The following is an 18,336-nucleotide window of genomic DNA, read 5'->3' on the forward strand; positions in this document are numbered from 1 at the left end:
ATGCGTCATTCCCGTTGTTGAAGTTCGCCTGAGATCTGTCTGCTGCCTATGAAAATCGCTTCTTGGAATGTCAATTCGCTCAAGGTTCGTTTGCCCCATCTGCTCGACTGGCTGGCGGAGGCGCAGCCCGATGTCGTCTGCTTGCAGGAGTTGAAGCTCGAAGACCAGAATTTTCCGCGTGCCGAGATCGAGGCGGCGGGCTATCACGCTGCCTTTGCCGGGCAGAAAACCTACAACGGCGTGGCCTTGCTGGCGAAGGCGCCGATTGGCGAAGTCACGGTCGGCAATCCCCTGTTTGCCGACGAGCAGAAGCGCTTGATTTCAGGCACGGTGGATGGCATCCGTGTGGTCTGTGCCTACATGCCGAATGGGCAGGAAGTCGGCTGCGACAAATACGATTACAAACTGCGCTGGCTGGCGGCGCTGGCGGATTGGCTGAGCAGCGAACTGCAGGTGTATCCACGGCTTGCCCTGTGCGGTGATTACAACATTGCACCGGACGAGCGCGATGTGCACGATCCGCAGCGCTGGCAGGATTGCATCCTGGTGTCCGAGCCGGAGCGCGCTGCCTTCCGCCGCTTCATCGACCTGGGGCTGGCGGATAGTTTCCGTCTCTTCGAGCAGCCGGAAAAAACCTTTTCCTGGTGGGATTACCGCATGCTGGGTTTCCAGAAGAATCAGGGCTTGCGCATCGATCACATTCTGCTCTCCGCGCCGCTGGCGGCCCAGTGTTCGGCTGCCGGCATCGACCGCGCCCCGCGCAAGCGGGAACGGCCATCGGATCATGCGCCGGTATGGGCCAGCCTGACGGTGGCGAACTAGATGCGCAGCCGCCTGCATGCCCTTTACCCGGCCTTGAGTGCCCTGCCGGAGGTGCAGCAGGATCGCCTGTTCGCCGCTGACAATCTGCTCCAGTTGCCGGCGGGAGCGGCCATTTTTTCCGAAAACCAGCCGTGTGGCGGGTTCCCGCTCATTCTTGAAGGCAGCATCAAGGTCATCAAACAGGCCAGCAATGGGCGCGAGTTGCTGCTCTACCGGGTCGGCCCCGGTGATTCCTGCATCATTTCGTCGTCCTGTCTGCTCGGTAAGACGGCGTACAACGCTCGGGGCGTGACAGAAACTGAGTTGACGCTGTGTGTCCTGCCGGTGGTCGAGTTCCACCGGCTGCTGATCGAACAGGCCGCCTTTCGGGATTTTGTCTTTCACCTGTTCACCGAGCGCATCGGCGAATTGATGCAGCTGGTGGAAGAAGTTGCTTTCGCCCGTCTCGATCAGCGCTTGGCCAAGTGTCTGCTGGCCCATCCGGTCGATGTGCTGCATCTGACCCACCAGCAACTGGCGGACGAACTGGGTAGCGTGCGTGAAATTGTCAGTCGGCTGCTGAAGGGGTTTGCCGGGCAGGGGCTGGTCAGTCTTGGGCGGGAACAGATTACTTTGCTCGACCGCGCCGGCCTGCGTGCCCTCGTCACTATGTGACTGAAGTTACAGACCCGCTGGCGGGAGACGGGTACAGTGGCGCCGTTACCCATTGCACGGAGCACACAGCATGAAAAGCAACGTTGGCGGCATCGACAAAATCCTGCGTATCGTCGCAGGCATCGCCCTGATCGCCTGGGCGCTCACCGGTGGTCCGGTCTGGGCCTGGATTGGCGTGGTTCCTCTGGCCACCGGCCTGATGGGCTGGTGTCCGCTGTATCCGCTGATCGGTCTGAGCACCTGTCCGCTGAAGAAGGACTGAGGCTGAAGCAGGTTTTCCTGCTCTGACGCGATGGCGGGTGGCGAAAGCTGGCCCGCCATTGTCGTTTACATGCACCAACGCCTGTTGCGAGCGATGAGGGTTCAGGTCTGTTTCGACAGACAGGAGAAGCGTTTCAGGGTGCGCTCGCGGGCGCGGGCATGATCGACGATGGGGTGAGGGTAGTCTGTCCCCAGGCGCAGGCCGCTGGCGGCCAGTGCAAGTGGTTTCATGGCGGCCGGGAAATGGATGTCCCGGTCCGGCAGGTGGGCCAGTTCCGGCAGGTAGCGACGGATGAACTCACCCTTGGGATCGAATTTCTCTGACTGCGTGACCGGGTTGAAGATACGGAACCAGGGCTGGGCGTCGCAGCCCGTCGACGCCGCCCACTGCCAGCCGCCATTGTTGGCGGCGAGATCGTAGTCGTTGAGGTGCTGGGCAAAGAAGCGTTCCCCCCGGCGCCAGTCAATACCCAGATCCTTGGTCAGAAAGCTGGCGACGACCATGCGCAGGCGGTTGTGCATGTAGCCGGTGCTGAGGAGCTGGCGCATGGCCGCATCCACCAGCGGGTAGCCGGTATGGCCGGAACACCAGGCGGACCAGAGGTCGGGCGCGTCATCCCAGCGCAGCTGGTCGAATTCCGGCTTGAAGGCGTGCGTGACGACCTGCGGGTGGTGCCACAGGATCATGAAATAGAAATCGCGCCAGGCCAGTTCGTTGAGCCAGGTCTGAGCGCCGGCGCAGCCCAGCTCGGCCTGTGTGACGGCCAGCCCCGCGGCCTGACGGATCGACAGGGTGCCAAAACGTAGGTGGACCGACAGGTAGGAGACGCCTTTCTTGCCCGGAAAGTCACGGGCGACGTGGTAGTGCGCCAGACGCGGTACAAAATCCTGCAGCAGGCGTTGTGCCCCTGACGTGCCGGAGGGTAACGGCAGCGTGTGCAGGTTGGTACGGCTGAAGCCCAGCGCGGCCAGATCGGGCAGGGATTCCGCGGGCGGCGCAGCGAGATGGCGGGCGTAGCGAGCCACCGGGTAGGGCGTCAGCTGGAAGGCGTCCAGTTTCTGCCGCCAGGCGCGCAGGTAGGGGGTGAACACGCTGTACGGCCGCCCCTGTTGCGTCAGCACTTCGTTGCGCTCGAGCAGGACCTGGTCCTTGTGGTCACTGAAGGCAATTCCCTGCGCCTGCAGAGCGAGCGCCACCTGTTGGTCGCGGGCGATGGCATCCGGCTCATAATCGCGGTTGGTGAGTACTTCGCTTACCCCCAGCTCGACCGCCAGGCGGACGATGCAGTCGACCGCGGGGCCGTGGCGGACGACCAGTCCGCCCCCCTTCGCGCCATTTTCCAGCGCCAGTTGCTGCAGGCTCCGGTGCAGTTCATGCACGCTGTCGAGGATGAATTCGACCCGCCGATCGCAACGGGAAGGCAGTGCATCGAGGATGTCGGTGTCAAAAACGAAGGCGCAGAACACCCGTGAATGGCGGCGTAGTGCATGGTACAGCGCGGCATGGTCGGTACAGCGCAGGTCGCGACGGAACCAGACGAGGGCAGCGGATGGGGAGGCGGGCACAGGACGCGGGGCGGTTGACGTGCCGCGCTTCAGCGGGAGGCGGGTGCCGAGCAGTAATTGGCGATGCGCACGTAATCTTCCAGGGGCAGATCTTCCGGACGCAAGGTGGGGGCGATGCCGAGCGCGGCAAAACCGGCGTCGTCGAGGATGCCTTTCAAATTGTTGCGCAGCATCTTGCGGCGCTGGGCAAAGGCGCTCTGGACAATGTGGGCAAAGCGCCCGGCATCGCGGGCGGTGAGCAAATCGGGGGCCTTCGGGATGAGTCGCACGACGGCGGAATCAACCTTGGGCGGTGGATCGAAGCTGTCCGGCGGCACGTCGATCAGCCACTCCAGCCAGAAACGGTACTGCAGCATGACGCTCAGACGGCCATAGTCGGCGCAGCCGGGTTCGGCCACCATGCGTTCGACGACTTCCTTCTGCAGCATGAAGTGCATGTCGCGCACCTGCTGGCCGTAACTGGCGAGGTGGAAGAGCAGGGGGGTCGAGATGTTGTAGGGCAGGTTGCCGATCAGGCGCAGGTCGCTGCCGATGCTGGCGAAATCGAACCCCAGCGCGTCGCCGGCGTGAATGCTCAGATGTTGTGGCGCATGCCGCTGCTGCAGGCGGGCGATCAGGTCGCGGTCGATTTCGACCACGTGCAGGTGATCCAGGCGCTCCAGCAGGGGCTCGGTCAGTGCCCCCAGACCGGGGCCGATTTCGACCACGGTATCCGTGCGTGCCGGGTTGAGGGCGCTGACGATGGCGCCGATGATGCCGGGGGCGACCAGGAAGTTCTGGCCGAAGCGTTTGCGGGCGATGTGTCCCTTCATGCCGTGTTCCTTGCGGCCATGCGTGCTGCTTCGGCGACGGCGGCGAACAGGCTGCCCGGGTTGGCCTGGCCGGTGCCGGCCAGTGTCAGCGCGGTGCCATGGTCGACCGAAGTGCGGATGATGGGCAGGCCGAGGGTGACATTGATGCCGTTGCCGAATGTGGCGTACTTGAGCGCGGTCAGCCCCTGGTCGTGGTACATGGCCAGCACGGCATCGCCGCCGGCGAGCACAGGCGGGGTGAACAGGGTGTCGGCGGGGTGTGGGCCGGACAGTTGCATGCCCTCGTGGCGCAGCTTTTCCAGCAGCGGTTCGATGATGTCGATTTCTTCCCGCCCCAGATAACCGCCTTCGCCGGCGTGCGGGTTCAGTCCGGTGACCAGGATGCGCGGCGCGGCAATGCCGTACTTGCGGCGCAGGTCGTGGTCGAGGATGCGCAGGATGCGTTCCAGCAGGTCGGCGGTGATGGCAGCGGGGACATCCTTGAGTGGCAAATGTGTGGTGGCGAGCGCCACGCGGAGCGGGCCGCGCGGCGTGTCGCCGGCCAGCATCATCACCACCAGCGGGGTGCCGGTTTGTTCTGCCAGGTATTCGGTGTGGCCGGTAAAGGCCATGCCGGCCTGGTTGATGACGCCTTTGTGTACCGGCGCCGTGGCGATGGCCGCGAACTCGCCGCGCTGACAGCCGAGCAGGGCGCGATCGAGCAGGCTGAGCACGTACGGGCCGTTGGCCGGGTCGAGCAGCCCGGCCTGGGCAGGTTTGGGCAGGGGCAGGTGCAGTACGTCGAGGTGACCTGCGGCGGCGCTTTGTCCCGGCCTGTAGTCGCGCAGGGTAATTGACCAGCCCAGGGCGGCAGCGCGTGCGGCCAGCAGGTCGCGGTCGCCCAGCACGACCGGGTGGCCGGCGCCGCTCCAGTCGGCCAGCTTGAGACACAGCTCCGGCCCGATGCCGGCCGGTTCGCCGCTGGTGACGGCGATCAGCGGCTGACTCACAGCTCTTTCTCCAGACGGTTCTCGACGTACGTACGGTCGCGTAACTGGCGCAGCCAGTCCTGGTAGGCGATTTCCAGCTTGCGTTCGCGGATCACCTGGCGTGCGGTCATGCGCTGGCGTTCGTCGGTGACGTCGCGGTCGCGTCGTTCCAGAACCTGAATGAGGTGCATGCCGAAGGGCGATTGCACGATGGCGCTGACTTCCCCGGGTTGCAGGGCATCCATGGCGCGCTCGAAATCGGGGACGGTATCGCCCGGGTTGAGCCAGCCCAGCTCGCCGCCCTTGGCTGCAGAGCCGTCCTGCGAAAAGATGCGGGCCTGTTCGGCAAAGTCCATGCCGTTGACGATCCGCTCGCGCACGGTTTCCAGGCGATGCCGGGCTTCGGCTTCGGAGGTGACTTCATTGGTGCGGATTAGAATGTGGCGGGCGCGGGTCTGGCGTACCGAGGTTGGCTGATTACCACCACGTTTGTCGATCAGTTTGATGATGTGAAAACCGGCCGACGAGCGCAGCAGATCGCTGATCTGTCCCGGCTGCAGGCGGGCAACGGTTTCCGCGTAGAGGGTAGGCAAGCCGTTCAGGCGGCGCCAGCCGATATCGCCCCCCTGCAGGGCATCCTGCGCATCGGAGTAGGCAGCGGTCAGTTCGGCGAAGTTCTCGCCGCTGCGTGCCTTGGTCAAGGCCTGTTCGCCTCGCTGGCGCAGCTTCAGCAGCTGTTCGGGACTGGCCGATTCGGGCGCGCGCAGCAGGATGTGGGCGATGTGGTATTCGTCATTGCCCTGTGCGCCTTCATTGGCCAGGTAGTTGTCGATTTCGCTTTCGGAAATGACCAGGCGGCTTTCCACTTCCCGCTCACGCAGGCGCGCCATGATCATTTCGCCGCGGATTTCCTCACGGAAGCTGGGGTAGTGGATACCGTCCTTTTCCAGGGTGCTGCGGAATTGCGCCAGAGTCATCTGATTGCTGGCGGCAATCCGGCCAATTGCCTGATCCAGCTGGGTATCATCGATGCGCAGGCCGCTTTCGCGGGCGTAGGCGAACTGTGCTGTTTCCATGATCATGCGCTCGAGCATCTGCCGTTCCAGATCTTCCTGCGGTGGTAGCGGCGTCCCTTGCTTGGTCAGTTGTTTCAACACGACTTCCAGTCGGCTGCGCAGTTCGTTGCGGGTGATTACGGTGTCACCGACCACGGCGACGATGTAATCCGCTTCGAGGGCGGTGGCGTGGCTGGTCGGGCTCATGAGCAGGCTGCTCAGACAGATCGCGATGAGGGAAAACAGGGTCTTTATGGCGCGCATGGCGGACTCATTCAAAAGGAATCGGGGGCGAGTTCGTTGGTCTTGCCGTAGCCAGGAATGCTGCGTCGCAGCAGGCTGAGCGGATTGGAGCCGACGCTGGCGAAATCCTGCAATTCGAGTTGCAGGAAGAAGCTGGTGTCGGGAGCGCCGGAGGTGGCGGACAGGCGCTGCGCAACGGCGCGCACGGCCCAGCAGCCAGCGTTGTATTCCAGACCGGCAATGGTTTCCAGCGTCTGCTTGTCACGCAGCGAGTAATTGACGCGGCCGACACCGTACCAGCGCGGCGCCAGCGGCCACTGGCCGGAAATGTCGACCTGGTCGACTAGCCCCTTCTGGTTGAGTGGATCGCGGGTATAGCGGTAGCTGGCCGAGAGCACCTTGCCGTAGTCGGGCTGGAAACGGACGCCAGCGGAGAACCGCTCGTTGATGCGATCCTTGTAGTTGTATTCCCAGGTCCCTTCGGCATAGGTCTTGGGCGCCACCAGGCCGGTAATCGAGGCGACCAGGTTGGAGAAGTTGGCCGGGCGCTGGGCTTCACCCGGCAGTTGCACGCGTTGGCGCGCGAAGTAGTAACGTTGGCCGAGCATGGCCTTGAAGCGCTCGGCACCGGTGTCGGCATCGAGGATGCGGGTGGTCAGGGCAGCGGTCAGCTGGTGCGCGTCATTGACCCGGTCGTAACCGACATAGCGGTTTTCGGAGAAGATCTGGGCGAAGTCGAAATCCGAGATGCCGGTGTCGAAGACCGGGATGTGATCCTGCTTCTTGTAGGGAATGTATACGTAGTAGAGGCGTGGTTCCAATGTCTGGATGTAGGCGTTGCCGAGCAGTTCGTCTTCGCGCTCGAGGATCAGGGTGGAGTCGAAACTGAAGGTGGGCAATACACGCGAAAAGCTTTCCCGTTTGCCGCCGTTGATCCGTGCTTCATCCACGGCGTAGCTGGTCATGTGCAGGCCGATCTTGGGCTGCAGGCGGAAGGCGGAGGCAACCACCGGCCAGCTTAGTTGCGGATAGAACACCAGGCGGTCGCCCACCGCCTTGTTGTCGCGGTCGTCGTGCGTGAAGCGGCTGTACTGGCCGAGCAGGGTGAAATCGAGGGCGCCGAGGAGGTTGGTCTTGTAGCCGCTCAGATTGAGCTGCGGTTCCAGAAAATAGGGGCGGGCGATGAGGTTTTGGGGGTCAGGCTGCAGGGTCTGGTAACGCAGTACCTGCAGCGAGCTGCTCAGCCAGGGGGCGGGGGTGTAACCTAGCGTCAGCTGCCGTTCCAGTTGCACCTGCGAGGTCTGTAGCAGGCGTGACGACATGTCCTCCCAGTACCAGTCGTCAGAAACGCCGTTCCAGTTGACGTAGGCCGACAGCCCATCGGCGAGATTCTGCCGGTGGCGCACACTGTAGCCGTAGCGGCTGCGATCAAGGAATTTCTTGTCGTTGCCCAGGTATTCGCCACGGACCTCGCTTTCCATCCCCTCGCCGAGGTAACGGATTTCCGCCCCTAGCTGCGTGCCGCGTTTGCTCATGTAGCGCGGATAGAAGGTGGCGTCGTAGTTGGGGGCGATATTCCAGTAGTAGGGCTGGGTGAAATCGAAGCCGCTTTTGGTCGATTGCTTGAAGGTTGGCGCCAGCAGGCCGGAGCGGCGCCGATTGTTGAGCGGGAACCAGATTTTCGGGGTGTAGAACAAGGGGGCGCCCTGGAACCACACGGAAGCGTGGTCGGCGGAGCCGAAATCCTTGTCGAAATCGAGGTCCATCTTGCTCGCTTGCAGATACCAGTCGGTGGAGCCCGGTTTGCAGGTGGAGAAGGTGGCGCGGTCAAACAGGAAGTGGTTTTCTCCGGCCAGGTCGATGCGCTCGGCGCTACCGCTGGCGGTGGATGGGCGCTCTGCTGGCGCTTCCGTGGGCAGGCCGTAGGTGTTGGGTATGTTCATCATCATCGGCGCGCCGCTGTTGGCACCATTGATGCTCGCCACAGTGACCGTGACGCGGGTGTTGTCGTAAAACTTGTTCTGCACCGAGCGCTCGATCTGATAGCGCGCGGCTTCTGTGTGGCCAATCTGTTCGGTCAGGCGGATCTTGAGATATTCGGTATCGATCTCGGCGGCGCCCTGTTTCAGGTGCACCTGGCCGATGGCCTCGGCTTCGTCATCGAGCGGGCGGTAATTCAGGCGGTCGGCCAGCAGCAGAAGATCGGGTTTGCGTAATTCGACATTGCCGCGGGCGCGTGTTTCGAGTTCGGTTTCGCCTTCCAGATGATCGGCAGTGAGAAACAGCGGATATTCGTCGTCATTCGCCAGCAGTTTGGTTGGACTGGCGGCACGCGCTGTCTGCTCGCGCTGGGCTTTGTTCTTTTCCTTTTTTTCCTTTTCCCGCGCCAGTAGATTGAAGCGGCGCTCCAGGCGCATGCCGGTGGCCGGATCTGCCGTGGCCGGCGCCGCGTGCACGACGGGCACGCCGGCGAACAGGCAACAAATCAGCAGGGCCAGCGGGCGGCGGGAGAGAACGATCATCGGTACCTTAGGAGGGGGCGGCACCAGCCTAGTGGATGCCCGGGTGTTAAAATCGCGCCATTTTACAACGAAGCTTTCAATCTCCGATGCCTTCCACGCCACTAAACGCACGCGATCAACTGCTGACTGACTGGGTCGCGCAGCGCTTTCCCGGACAGGATGTCCTTATTGTCCCGGCTTCTGCCGATGCCAGTTTTCGTCGTTACTTCCGTCTGAGCCTGCCGGACGGGACGACGCGCATCCTGATGGATGCGCCGCCTGAACATGAAGACTGCCGGCCATTCATCAAGGTGGCGGCGTTGCTGGCCAAGGCCGGTCTGGCCGCGCCGCGGGTGCTCGACCAGGATCTCGAGCAGGGTTTCCTGCTGCTGACTGATCTTGGACGCATCGGCTATCTGGAAGCGCTGCATGCCGATCTGTCGCTTGCCGACACCTTGATCCGCCCGGTGCTCGATACGCTGGTGCGCTGGCAGTTGGCTTCCTCGGCCGCCACCTTGCCGCCTTACGATGCTGCCTTGTTGCGGCGCGAACTCGAACTGTTCCCGGAATGGTTCATCGGCCGTCATCTGGGGGTGACGCTCGCTGACAACGAAAAACTGCTGCTTGAGCGTAGTTTCAAGTATCTGATCAATTCCGCCCTGAATCAGCCCAAGGTTTATGTTCACCGCGACTTCATGCCGCGTAACCTGATGCTGGTTGAGAGTGAGCAGGTACTTACGCCGGCGATCATCGACTTCCAGGATGCGGTGTATGGCCCGATCACCTACGACGTCGTCTCCTTGTTCCGCGACGCCTTCATTTCTTGGGATGAGGAACAGGAAATCGACTGGGTGGTGCGCTACTGGGAAAAAGCCCGCGCCGCTGGTCTGCCGGTGCGCGCCGATTTCGGCGATTTCTGGCGTGAATATGAATTGATGGGCCTGCAGCGTCACCTCAAGGTGCTGGGGATTTTCTGCCGCCTGAAATACCGCGATGGCAAGGATAAATATATTGAAGACTTGCCCCGCTTCATGCGCTACGCCAAGAAAACCGCCGGGCGTTACCTGCCGCTCAAGCCGCTGCTCAATCTGCTTGATAAGCTGGATGGGCAGACCGAGCAGATCGGTTACCGGCGGTGAGTCCGCAGCGCGGTTGCGCCGAGGTGTTGCAGCCAGGACGGGTCTGAACAATGAAAGCAATGATTCTTGCGGCGGGGCGCGGCGAACGCATGCGGCCGCTCACCGATCACACCCCCAAACCCCTGCTGCTGGCCGGAGGTAAGCCGCTCATCGTCTGGCACCTGGAAAAACTGGCGGCGGCCGGCTTCCATGAGGTGATCATCAACCATGCCCATCTCGGGGAGCAGATTGAACAGACGCTGGGGCGAGGGGCGCAGTGGGGGCTTACTATTGCCTACTCGCCGGAACCGCCCGGGGCACTCGAAACTGCAGGCGGTATTGCCCGGGCGCTGTCGCAGTTGGGCGTCGATCCGTTTCTGGTGGTCAATGGCGATGTGTTCTGTGACGTCGATTTCGCGGCCTTTGCCCGTCATGCCTGCCCCCCGGCTGGGGCGCATCTGCTGTTGGTCGATAACCCGGCGCACCACGGCGGCGGCGACTTTTCGTTGAGTGGTGAGCGCATCATTCCGGCCAATGGTGAGCAAACGCTCACCTACGCCGGCATTGGCCTCTTTTCGCCCGTACTGTTCCGCGACGTGCCGCCCGATCAGCCTCTGAAACTGCGCCCGCTGCTCGACGCAGCGATTGCCGCCGGTACATTGAGCGGGGAACGTCACGCCGGTCGCTGGGTCGACGTCGGGACGCCACAACGGCTCGCCGAACTTGACCTGGAACTGAGAACCGCATGAACCACGCCCACTTCATCGCCCGCCGCCGACGCCTGCTCAAGACCATAGGCGACGGCGTCGCCATCATCCCGACGGCACCTGAGGTCGTGCGCAATCGCGACGCGCACTATCCCTACCGTTTCGACAGCTACTTCTGGTACCTGTCAGGTTTCCCGGAACCGGAAGCGGTGATCGTTCTGGTCGGCGGCAAACGCCCGAAGTCCATCCTGTTCTGCCGCGACAAGCATGAAGAACGCGAAATCTGGGACGGCTACCGCTACGGCCCGAAAGCGGCGAAAAGCGCCTTCGGCTTTGACGCGGCCTATTCGATTGAGCAACTGGACAAGAAACTGCCCGAACTGCTGGTTGACCGCGACACGCTGTGGCACGCCGTCGGCCACGACGACGCCTGGGATGCGCGCATCGCCCGGGCCTTGAACGAAGTCCGCGCCCAGGCCCGTGCCGGCAAGCGGGCGCCGCGCGCGATCCATGATCTGCGCGCCGAACTCGACGCCATGCGCCTGCTTAAGGACGAGGCCGAACTGGCCACCATGCAGCGCGCTGCCGACATCGCCAGCGCCGGGCATGCCCGCGCCATGCACGCCTGCCGCCCGGGCATGGCCGAATACGAGCTGGAAGCCGAGCTGTCCTACGAATTCCGCAAGCGTGGTGTCGACGGCCACGCCTACACGCCCATCGTCGCCGGTGGCGCCAACGCCTGCGTGCTGCATTACGTCGACAACAACAAGCTCCTGAACGACCACACGCTGGTGCTGATCGACGCCGGCTGCGAGGTCGCAGGCTACGCCGCCGACATCACCCGCACTTTTCCGGTCAATGGTCGCTTCACGCCAGCGCAGAAGGACGTTTACGAGATCGTCCTCGCCGCCCAGGCTGCCGCCATCGCTGTCACAGCGCCCGGCCGCCACTTCATGGAAGCGCACGACGCCGCCGTGCGCGTGCTGACGCAGGGGCTGGTCGACCTCAAACTGCTCACCGGCAGCGTCGACACCCTGATCGAAAAGGGCGATTTTCGCCGTTACTACATGCACCGCACGGGTCACTGGCTCGGCCTCGACGTGCACGACGCCGGCGAATACAAGATCGGCAACGACTGGACGACACTGCAACCGGGCATGACCCTCACCGTCGAACCCGGCCTCTACATTCGTCCGGGTGCCGGCATACCGAGTGAACTGGCCGGCATCGGCATCCGTATCGAGGACGATGTGCGCGTTACCGAGACGGGCTGTGAGGTCTACACCAGTGCCCCGAAAACCGTGCGTGAAATTGAGGAAACGATGCGCCATGACTGAAGCAGTCGAGCTTGAGACCGATGTGCTGATCCTGGGCGCTGGCCCGGTTGGCCTGACCCTGCATCTGGCCCTGGCGGCGCGTGGTATTCGTTCGCATCTGATCGAACGCCGGCCGATGTCGGCATTGCAAGCCGATCCGCGCGTGCTGGCGCTGTCGCATGGCGCCCGGCAACTGCTGGAGCAGATTGACAGCTGGCCGGCACGGGCGGCGACAGCGATTGAAAACATCCACATTTCACAGCGTGGCGGCTTTGGTCGCACCGTGCTCGACAAGGCAGAGTACGGTCTGCCGGCGCTGGGCTATGTGGTGCGTTACCGCGAAGTGGTGGCTGCTCTGGCCCGGCACCTGTCTGCGGGCGCCCTGTTTGCCGAGGCGGAGGGGGTGGCGACACAGGTGACGCCGCAGGGGGTGCAACTGACCCTGCGCCAGGGGGAAGTCAGCCAGACGCTGCGCGGCACCCTGCTGGTGCATGCTGAAGGGACGCCGGGTGACGATCCGGAAGTCAGCGTGCGCGATTATGGTCAGCAGGCGGTGATCTGCGAAGTGACGCCCGAGCAGCCGCATGCGCAGCGTGCCTGGGAGCGGTTCACGCCGGATGGGCCGCTGGCGCTGCTGCCGCTGGGAGATGAGTTTTCCGTGGTATTCACCCTGCCGCCGGCCAAGGCCGCGGCGGTGCTGGCGCTGGACGATGCGGCATTCATTTGCGCCCTGGGGGCGCAGTTCGGGCGCCGCCTGCGCTTCAGTCGGCCCAGCCGGCGCAACAGTTTTCCGCTGGCTTTGCGCATGCGGCGGACCCTGGCGCGCGGTAACGAAGTATGGGTCGGCAACGCCGCCCAGACCTTGCATCCGGTCTCCGGGCAGGGGTTCAATCTTGGTTTGCGCGATGCCTGGCAGCTGGCGGAAACGCTGCTCAGTCACGGCCTGACGGCGGTGGCTCTGCAGCGCTATGCCGCGGCGCGACAATGCGACCGGCAGGGCGGGGCGCTGTTTACCGACGCTGTGGTGCGCACTTTTTCCACCGATTTCGTCCCAATCAAATGGGCGCGCGGTCTGGGCCTGTATGCTCTCGACCTGTTTCCGCCGGCCCGCCATTTCGTCGCCAAGCGCATGATCTGGGGTGGGCGGGGCTGGTAATCCTCCTTTCCCCGAAGCTGCTGCATGTCGCCTCTTTCTGCCTGGTTTCTCGCTTGCCGTCCGAAAACGTTGACGGTCTCCTTGTCGCCTGTCCTGCTGGGAACAGCACTGGCCTGGCATGACACGCAGCAATTGCTGTGGTTGCCCTTGCTGGCGGCCGTGCTCGGTGCCTGCCTGATTCAGATCGGCACCAACCTCTTCAATGACGCGGGCGACTTTCTGCGCGGCACCGATCAGCCCGGGCGTCTGGGGCCACGCCGCGCCAGCGCCGAGGGCTGGTTGCCGCCAGAGCGCGTGCGCCGTGGTGCCTGGCTGGCTTTTGCGCTGGCGTTTTGCTGCGGTGTGTATCTGGCCGTTCTGGGGGGCTGGCCGATTGTCGCCATCGGCCTGGCTTCGCTGGCTGCCGGCTGGGCTTACACCGGGGGGCGCTGGCCGATCGCCTATGGTCCCCTGGGTGAGTTGTTCGTGATCCTGTTTTTTGGTGTGGTGGCAGTGGCCGGTAGCTACTATCTGCAGACCGGTGCCTGCAGCAGCACTGTTCTCTGGCTGGGAGGGCTGCTGGGCATGCAGGCGGCGGCCGTGATTACCGTGAACAACTATCGCGATCTCGAGGGGGATGCGCTCTGCGGCAAACGTACCCTGGCGGTACGTCTGGGGCGTCGGGCCACATGCTGGCTCTACGCGGCAGAAATGCTGCTGCCTTACGCCGGCTTGCTTGTCCTGGGGATGGGGCATGGGCTGGCCCTGTGTGCGCTGCCGCTGGCCCTGATTCTGGTGTGGCAATTTTTCCACACGCCGCCGAGTCCCGTATTTAACCGTCTGCTCGCCATGAGTGCCGGCCTGCAGTTGGCTTTTTCCCTGTTGCTCAGTCTCGATCTGACTATTTTTTAGGCAGGTTTTCGGGTACAATTCGCCGCTTCCCCTGCTGCTGACCGACGCTCGTTTTGCCATGGAATTTGCTGGTTTCACTCTGCGCAACAATTTGTTCGTTGCCCCCATGGCCGGGGTTACCGACCGTCCGTTTCGCCAGTTGTGCAAGAAACTGGGCGCCGGGCTGGCGGTGTCCGAGATGGTCACCTCGAACTCGCTGCTCTACGGCAGTGCCAAGACGCTGCGCCGCGCCAACCATACCGGCGAAGTCGAACCGATCTCGGTCCAGATTGCCGGTGCCGACCCGCAGATGATGGCCGACGCGGCCCGTCACAACGTCGACAACGGCGCCCAGATCATCGACATCAACATGGGTTGCCCGGCCAAGAAGGTCTGCAACGTGATGGCCGGTTCGGCGCTGATGCAGGACGAAGCCCTGGTCGGCAGGATTCTCGACGCCGTCGTCGGCGCCGTCCCGGACACCCCGGTGACGCTGAAATTCCGCACCGGCTGGAACCTGGCCAACCGCAACGCGCCGACCATCGCCCGCATCGCCGAGAGCGCCGGCGTGCGCGCCGTCGCCATCCACGGCCGGACGCGCTGCCAGCAATACACCGGCGAGGCCGAATACGACACCATCGCCATGGTCAAGACGCTGATCCGCATTCCGGTGATCGCCAACGGCGACATCACAACGCCGGAAAAAGCCAAGCATGTGCTCGACGTTACCGGCGCCGATGGCATCATGATCGGTCGCGCCGCCCAGGGCCGGCCGTGGCTGTTCCGCGAGATCGAACATTATCTGAAGACCGGCGAAAAAATGGCGCCGGCACCGGTTTCCGAGATCCACGCGATCCTGCTCGCGCATCTCGAGGACCTCTACGATTTCTACGGCCTGGACACGGGGGTCAAGGTCGCGAGAAAGCACATCTCCTGGTACACCAAGGGCCTGGTCGGCTCGGCGGCGTTCCGCAAGATGATGAACACGCTGCCGACCGTCGAGGCGCAGCGGGAAGCCGTTGACCAGTTCTTCCAGCAATACGCGGCAGAACACGATCACCTGCAATACGAAGAAAACAAGACACTAGAGGAGGCGTTGGCAGCATGAGCCAACATGACTTGGGGCGGTGCGTGATCAACGCACTGGAGCAGTATTTCCGGGACCTCGACGGCGAAAAGCCGGCGGCAATCTACGACATGGTCCTGAAGAGCGTGGAAAAACCGATGCTGGAACTGGTCCTGGCCAAGGCCGGCACCAACCAGACGCTGGCCGCGGAGATGCTCGGCATCAACCGCAACACGCTGCGCAAGAAACTCACCGAACATCAACTTCTGTAATTTCCAAACCACCATGACTATCAAGCAAGCGCTGATTTCCGTCTCCGACAAGACGGGTGTACTCGAATTTGCCCAAGGCCTCGCCGCGCAAGGCGTCAAGCTGCTGTCCACCGGCGGCACTGCCAAAATGCTGCGTGACGCCGGCCTGGCGGTTACCGAAATCGGCGATTACACCGGCTTTCCGGAAATGCTCGACGGCCGCGTCAAGACCCTGCACCCGAAGGTGCACGGCGGCATCCTCGCCCGTCGCGACCTGCCGGAACACCTGGCGACCATCAAAGAACACGGCATCCCGACCATCGATCTGGTCTGCGTGAACCTCTACCCGTTTGCCGCCACCATCGCCAAAGCCGGCGTGACGCTGGAAGATGCGATCGAGAACATCGACATCGGCGGCCCGGCGATGGTCCGTTCGTCGGCCAAGAACTATAACGGCGTCGCCATCGTCACCGATCCGGAAGACTACGCCCCGCTGCTCGCCGAAATGCAGGCCAACGGTGGCGCGTTGCAACTGGCCACCCGTTTCAACCTGGCCAAGAAGGCATTCACGCACACCGCCCGCTACGACAGCATGATTGCCAACTGGCTGACCGGCCTTGACGACGGCGCCGAAGCCAAGCCGGCCGAGGCCGCACCGGTGCCCTCGGTGTTCCCGGCCAAGCTGCAACTGGCCTTCGATCGCAGCGAAATCCTGCGCTACGGCGAAAATGCCCACCAGCAAGCCGCCTTCTACCGGGACACGAGTTTTGGTGGACTCGCGTTGCCGGGCAGCATCGCCAATTACACCCAGCTGCAGGGCAAGGAACTGTCTTACAACAACATCGCCGACTCCGATGCCGCCTGGGAATGCGTCAAGGTCTTCGACGCCCCCGCCTGCGTCATCATCAAGCACGCCAACCCGTGCGGCGTGGCCATCGACGGCAGCCTGCTCGGCGCCTACGAAAAGGCCTTCAAGACCGATTCGACCTCGGCTTTCGGCGGCATCATCGCCTTCAACGGCGAAGTCGGCCTCGATGTGGTCAATGCCATGAACGAGCGCAAGCACTTCGTCGAAGTGCTGATCGCTCCGTCCTTTACGGCCGAAGCCAAGGCTGCCCTGGCGGGTAAGACCAACTTGCGCGTGCTGGTGGTGCCGCTGGGCCGCGACCTGAACAAGCTGGAACTGAAGCGGGTCGGCGGCGGCCTACTGGTGCAGACGGCGGACGACTTCACCGCCCAGGCTTCCGGCCTGAAGGTGGTCACCAAGAAGCAACCCACCGCCCAGCAAATCGAGGACCTGCTCTTCGCCGAGCGCGTCGCCAAGTTCGTCAAGTCCAACGCCATCGTCTTCTGCGGCGGCGGCATGACGCTGGGCGTCGGCGCCGGCCAGATGAGCCGCGTCGACTCCACCAAGATCGCCTGCATCAAGGCGCAGAACGCCGGCCTCGAACTCAAGGGTTCGGTGGTCGCTTCCGACGCCTTCTTCCCGTTCCGCGACGGCCTGGACGTGCTGGCTGAAGCCGGCGCCACCGCCGTCATCCAGCCGGGTGGCTCGATGCGCGACGAGGAAGTCATCGCCGCGGCCGACGAACACGGCATCGCCATGGTGTTCACCGGCGCCCGCCACTTCCGCCACTGATTATCTGGCCGTTGCCGATACAACAAGGATATCTCCACATGAAACTACTCGTCATTGGCTCCGGTGGCCGCGAACATGCCATGGCCTGGAAGCTGGCCCAGACGCCGGGGCTGCAGAAGGTCTATGTTGCTCCGGGTAATGCGGGCACGGCGCGCGAACATGAGCTGGAAAACCTGGCGCTTTCGGATCCGCAGGCGCTGGCTGATTTTGCTGAAGAAAATAAGGTGCTGCTGACGGTCGTCGGGCCGGAGGCGCCGCTGGCTGCCGGTGTGGTCAATATTTTCCGCAATCGTGGCCTGAAGATTTTTGGCCCGACCAAGGAAGCAGCGCAGCTGGAGTCGTCCAAGGATTTCGCCAAGCGCTTCATGGCCCGGCACAACATCCCCACGGCCGAATTCGAGACCTTCTCCGATGCTGCCGCAGCGCATGCTTACATCGATGCCAAGAGGGCGCCCATCGTCATCAAGGCTGACGGTCTGGCCGCCGGCAAGGGGGTGGTCGTTGCCATGAGCCTGGACGAAGCGCATGCCGCCGTCGACGACATGCTGTCCGGCAACAAGCTGGGTGACGCGGGTGCCCGCGTCGTCATTGAGGAATTCCTCGATGGTGAGGAAGCCAGCTTCATCGTCATGGTTGACGGCAAGAACGTCCTGCCGCTGGCGTCAAGTCAGGATCACAAGCGTATCTTTGACGGCGATCAGGGGCCGAATACCGGTGGTATGGGCGCCTATTCGCCCGCGCCCTGCGTGACGCCGGAAATTCATGGGCGAGCGATGCGCGAAATCATCCTGCCGACCGTGCAGGGCATGCTCAAGGATGGCATCCCCTATACCGGCTTCTTGTATGCCGGTTTGATGATCGGCAAGGATGGCAGCCTGAAGACTCTGGAATTCAACTGCCGCCTGGGCGATCCGGAAACCCAGCCGATCCTGATGCGCCTCAAGTCCGACTTCGTCAGACTGCTGGAGCATGGCATCAACGGCACCCTCGATCAGGTCGAAGCCGAATGGGACCGGCGTATTGCCCTGGGCGTCGTCCTTGCCGCCGCCAACTATCCGGACACCCCGCGCAAGGGGGATGTGATTACCGGTCTGCCGGCCGGTAACGCATTTGGCGAGGACTGCCACGTCTTCCACGCCGGCACCGCAGAGCAGGGCGGGCAGATCGTGACCAGCGGTGGCCGCGTACTGTGTGTCACGGCCCTTGGTGAAAACGTTAAACTGGCTCAGAAGGCGGCTTACGAGGCCGCTGCCCAGATTTTCTGGGAAGGGCATCAGTACCGCAAGGATATTGGTTACCGGGCGATCAGCAAGCAGGAGGCACGGCAGTAA

At 63.2% G+C, this 18,336-nt stretch carries 17 protein-coding genes; 12 read left to right on the plus strand and 5 right to left on the minus strand.

Annotation, left to right across the window (positions count from 1 at the left end):
• The first annotated feature begins 48 nt into the window (after positions 1-48).
• The 3 genes from xth (at position 49) to JYJ39_RS02075 (ending at position 1,738) form a co-directional block, all read left to right on the plus strand.
• Positions 49-822 (plus strand): exodeoxyribonuclease III, encoded by a 774-nt coding sequence (xth, locus tag JYJ39_RS02065; RefSeq protein ID WP_205201672.1) that lies wholly within the window; start codon positions 49-51, stop codon positions 820-822.
• The gene (locus JYJ39_RS02070; RefSeq protein ID WP_205201673.1) at positions 823-1,476 is read left to right on the plus strand and encodes a Crp/Fnr family transcriptional regulator; all 654 of its coding nucleotides are present in this window, start codon (positions 823-825) and stop codon (positions 1,474-1,476) included.
• A gap of 70 nt (positions 1,477-1,546) precedes the next feature.
• Positions 1,547-1,738 carry a YgaP family membrane protein gene (locus JYJ39_RS02075; protein ID WP_205201674.1) on the plus strand — a complete coding sequence of 64 codons (192 nt, stop codon included), beginning with the start codon at positions 1,547-1,549 and terminating at the stop codon, positions 1,736-1,738.
• 101 nt (positions 1,739-1,839) lie between these two features.
• On the opposite strand, the gene JYJ39_RS02080 is transcribed toward JYJ39_RS02075, so the two are convergent.
• The 5 genes from JYJ39_RS02080 to JYJ39_RS02100 are packed head-to-tail and all read right to left on the minus strand — an operon-like array spanning position 1,840 to position 8,903.
• The gene (locus tag JYJ39_RS02080; protein WP_205201675.1) at positions 1,840-3,303 is read right to left on the minus strand and encodes a cryptochrome/photolyase family protein; all 1,464 of its coding nucleotides are present in this window, start codon (positions 3,301-3,303) and stop codon (positions 1,840-1,842) included.
• A 29-nt stretch (positions 3,304-3,332) separates the two neighbouring features.
• On the minus strand, positions 3,333-4,115 hold the full coding sequence (rsmA, locus tag JYJ39_RS02085) for a 16S rRNA (adenine(1518)-N(6)/adenine(1519)-N(6))-dimethyltransferase RsmA (RefSeq protein WP_205201676.1): 783 nt from the start codon (positions 4,113-4,115) through the stop codon (positions 3,333-3,335).
• Positions 4,112-5,104 (minus strand): 4-hydroxythreonine-4-phosphate dehydrogenase PdxA, encoded by a 993-nt coding sequence (gene pdxA / locus JYJ39_RS02090; RefSeq protein ID WP_205201677.1) that lies wholly within the window; start codon positions 5,102-5,104, stop codon positions 4,112-4,114. The genes rsmA and pdxA overlap by 4 nt, the downstream gene beginning before the upstream one ends.
• Complete coding sequence (locus JYJ39_RS02095) at positions 5,101-6,402, minus strand: peptidylprolyl isomerase (RefSeq protein WP_205201678.1); 1,302 nt, start codon at positions 6,400-6,402, stop codon at positions 5,101-5,103. The genes pdxA and JYJ39_RS02095 overlap by 4 nt, the downstream gene beginning before the upstream one ends.
• Before the next feature lie 11 nt (positions 6,403-6,413).
• Positions 6,414-8,903 carry an LPS-assembly protein LptD gene (locus tag JYJ39_RS02100; protein ID WP_205201679.1) on the minus strand — a complete coding sequence of 830 codons (2,490 nt, stop codon included), beginning with the start codon at positions 8,901-8,903 and terminating at the stop codon, positions 6,414-6,416.
• An 86-nt stretch (positions 8,904-8,989) separates the two neighbouring features.
• Here JYJ39_RS02100 and JYJ39_RS02105 point away from each other — a divergent pair, with 86 nt between their 5' ends.
• From JYJ39_RS02105 to purD, 9 genes are read left to right on the plus strand one after another with little or no spacing between them, the layout of a single operon-like run.
• Positions 8,990-10,021: an aminoglycoside phosphotransferase family protein gene (locus JYJ39_RS02105; protein ID WP_205201681.1), complete on the plus strand. Its 1,032-nt coding sequence runs from the start codon at positions 8,990-8,992 to the stop codon at positions 10,019-10,021.
• Positions 10,022-10,071: 50 nt separating this feature from the next.
• Positions 10,072-10,749, plus strand: coding sequence for an N-acetylmuramate alpha-1-phosphate uridylyltransferase MurU (murU, locus tag JYJ39_RS02110; protein ID WP_205201683.1), 678 nt, complete (start codon positions 10,072-10,074; stop codon positions 10,747-10,749).
• Positions 10,746-12,044 (plus strand): aminopeptidase P N-terminal domain-containing protein, encoded by a 1,299-nt coding sequence (locus JYJ39_RS02115; RefSeq protein ID WP_205201685.1) that lies wholly within the window; start codon positions 10,746-10,748, stop codon positions 12,042-12,044. The genes murU and JYJ39_RS02115 overlap by 4 nt, the downstream gene beginning before the upstream one ends.
• Positions 12,037-13,179: an FAD-dependent monooxygenase gene (locus JYJ39_RS02120; protein ID WP_205201687.1), complete on the plus strand. Its 1,143-nt coding sequence runs from the start codon at positions 12,037-12,039 to the stop codon at positions 13,177-13,179. Before JYJ39_RS02115 ends, JYJ39_RS02120 begins: the two co-directional genes overlap by 8 nt.
• 24 nt (positions 13,180-13,203) lie before the next feature.
• Positions 13,204-14,070, plus strand: a complete 867-nt coding sequence (menA, locus tag JYJ39_RS02125; RefSeq protein WP_205201689.1) for a 1,4-dihydroxy-2-naphthoate octaprenyltransferase — start codon at positions 13,204-13,206, stop codon at positions 14,068-14,070.
• Positions 14,071-14,128: 58 nt separating this feature from the next.
• Positions 14,129-15,157, plus strand: coding sequence for a tRNA dihydrouridine synthase DusB (gene dusB, locus JYJ39_RS02130; protein ID WP_205201691.1), 1,029 nt, complete (start codon positions 14,129-14,131; stop codon positions 15,155-15,157).
• Entirely contained in the window at positions 15,154-15,387 is a 234-nt protein-coding gene (locus tag JYJ39_RS02135; RefSeq protein ID WP_028994262.1) for a Fis family transcriptional regulator, read from the plus strand. Before dusB ends, JYJ39_RS02135 begins: the two co-directional genes overlap by 4 nt.
• 13 nt (positions 15,388-15,400) lie before the next feature.
• A complete protein-coding gene (purH, locus tag JYJ39_RS02140) occupies positions 15,401-17,005 on the plus strand; it encodes a bifunctional phosphoribosylaminoimidazolecarboxamide formyltransferase/IMP cyclohydrolase (protein WP_205201693.1) in 1,605 nt (534 codons plus the stop codon).
• A gap of 38 nt (positions 17,006-17,043) precedes the next feature.
• On the plus strand, positions 17,044-18,336 hold the full coding sequence (purD, locus tag JYJ39_RS02145) for a phosphoribosylamine--glycine ligase (RefSeq protein ID WP_205201695.1): 1,293 nt from the start codon (positions 17,044-17,046) through the stop codon (positions 18,334-18,336).

It is taken from the genome of Azonexus hydrophilus, from assembly GCF_905120355.1.
GTDB lineage: Bacteria > Pseudomonadota > Gammaproteobacteria > Burkholderiales > Rhodocyclaceae > Azonexus.

Excerpts from the sequence above, each read along its gene's own strand:
- xth (WP_205201672.1), top strand. The coding sequence starts at position 49 with ATGAAAATCGCTTCTTGGAATGTCAATTCGCTCAAGGTTCGTTTGCCC.
- JYJ39_RS02070 (WP_205201673.1), top strand. The coding sequence starts at position 823 with ATGCGCAGCCGCCTGCATGCCCTTTACCCGGCCTTGAGTGCCCTGCCG.
- JYJ39_RS02075 (WP_205201674.1), top strand. The coding sequence starts at position 1,547 with ATGAAAAGCAACGTTGGCGGCATCGACAAAATCCTGCGTATCGTCGCA.
- rsmA (WP_205201676.1), bottom strand. The coding sequence starts at position 4,115 with ATGAAGGGACACATCGCCCGCAAACGCTTCGGCCAGAACTTCCTGGTC.
- JYJ39_RS02095 (WP_205201678.1), bottom strand. The coding sequence starts at position 6,402 with ATGCGCGCCATAAAGACCCTGTTTTCCCTCATCGCGATCTGTCTGAGC.
- JYJ39_RS02100 (WP_205201679.1), bottom strand. The coding sequence starts at position 8,903 with ATGATCGTTCTCTCCCGCCGCCCGCTGGCCCTGCTGATTTGTTGCCTG.
- JYJ39_RS02105 (WP_205201681.1), top strand. The coding sequence starts at position 8,990 with ATGCCTTCCACGCCACTAAACGCACGCGATCAACTGCTGACTGACTGG.
- murU (WP_205201683.1), top strand. The coding sequence starts at position 10,072 with ATGAAAGCAATGATTCTTGCGGCGGGGCGCGGCGAACGCATGCGGCCG.
- JYJ39_RS02115 (WP_205201685.1), top strand. The coding sequence starts at position 10,746 with ATGAACCACGCCCACTTCATCGCCCGCCGCCGACGCCTGCTCAAGACC.
- JYJ39_RS02120 (WP_205201687.1), top strand. The coding sequence starts at position 12,037 with ATGACTGAAGCAGTCGAGCTTGAGACCGATGTGCTGATCCTGGGCGCT.
- menA (WP_205201689.1), top strand. The coding sequence starts at position 13,204 with ATGTCGCCTCTTTCTGCCTGGTTTCTCGCTTGCCGTCCGAAAACGTTG.
- dusB (WP_205201691.1), top strand. The coding sequence starts at position 14,129 with ATGGAATTTGCTGGTTTCACTCTGCGCAACAATTTGTTCGTTGCCCCC.
- JYJ39_RS02135 (WP_028994262.1), top strand. The coding sequence starts at position 15,154 with ATGAGCCAACATGACTTGGGGCGGTGCGTGATCAACGCACTGGAGCAG.
- purH (WP_205201693.1), top strand. The coding sequence starts at position 15,401 with ATGACTATCAAGCAAGCGCTGATTTCCGTCTCCGACAAGACGGGTGTA.
- purD (WP_205201695.1), top strand. The coding sequence starts at position 17,044 with ATGAAACTACTCGTCATTGGCTCCGGTGGCCGCGAACATGCCATGGCC.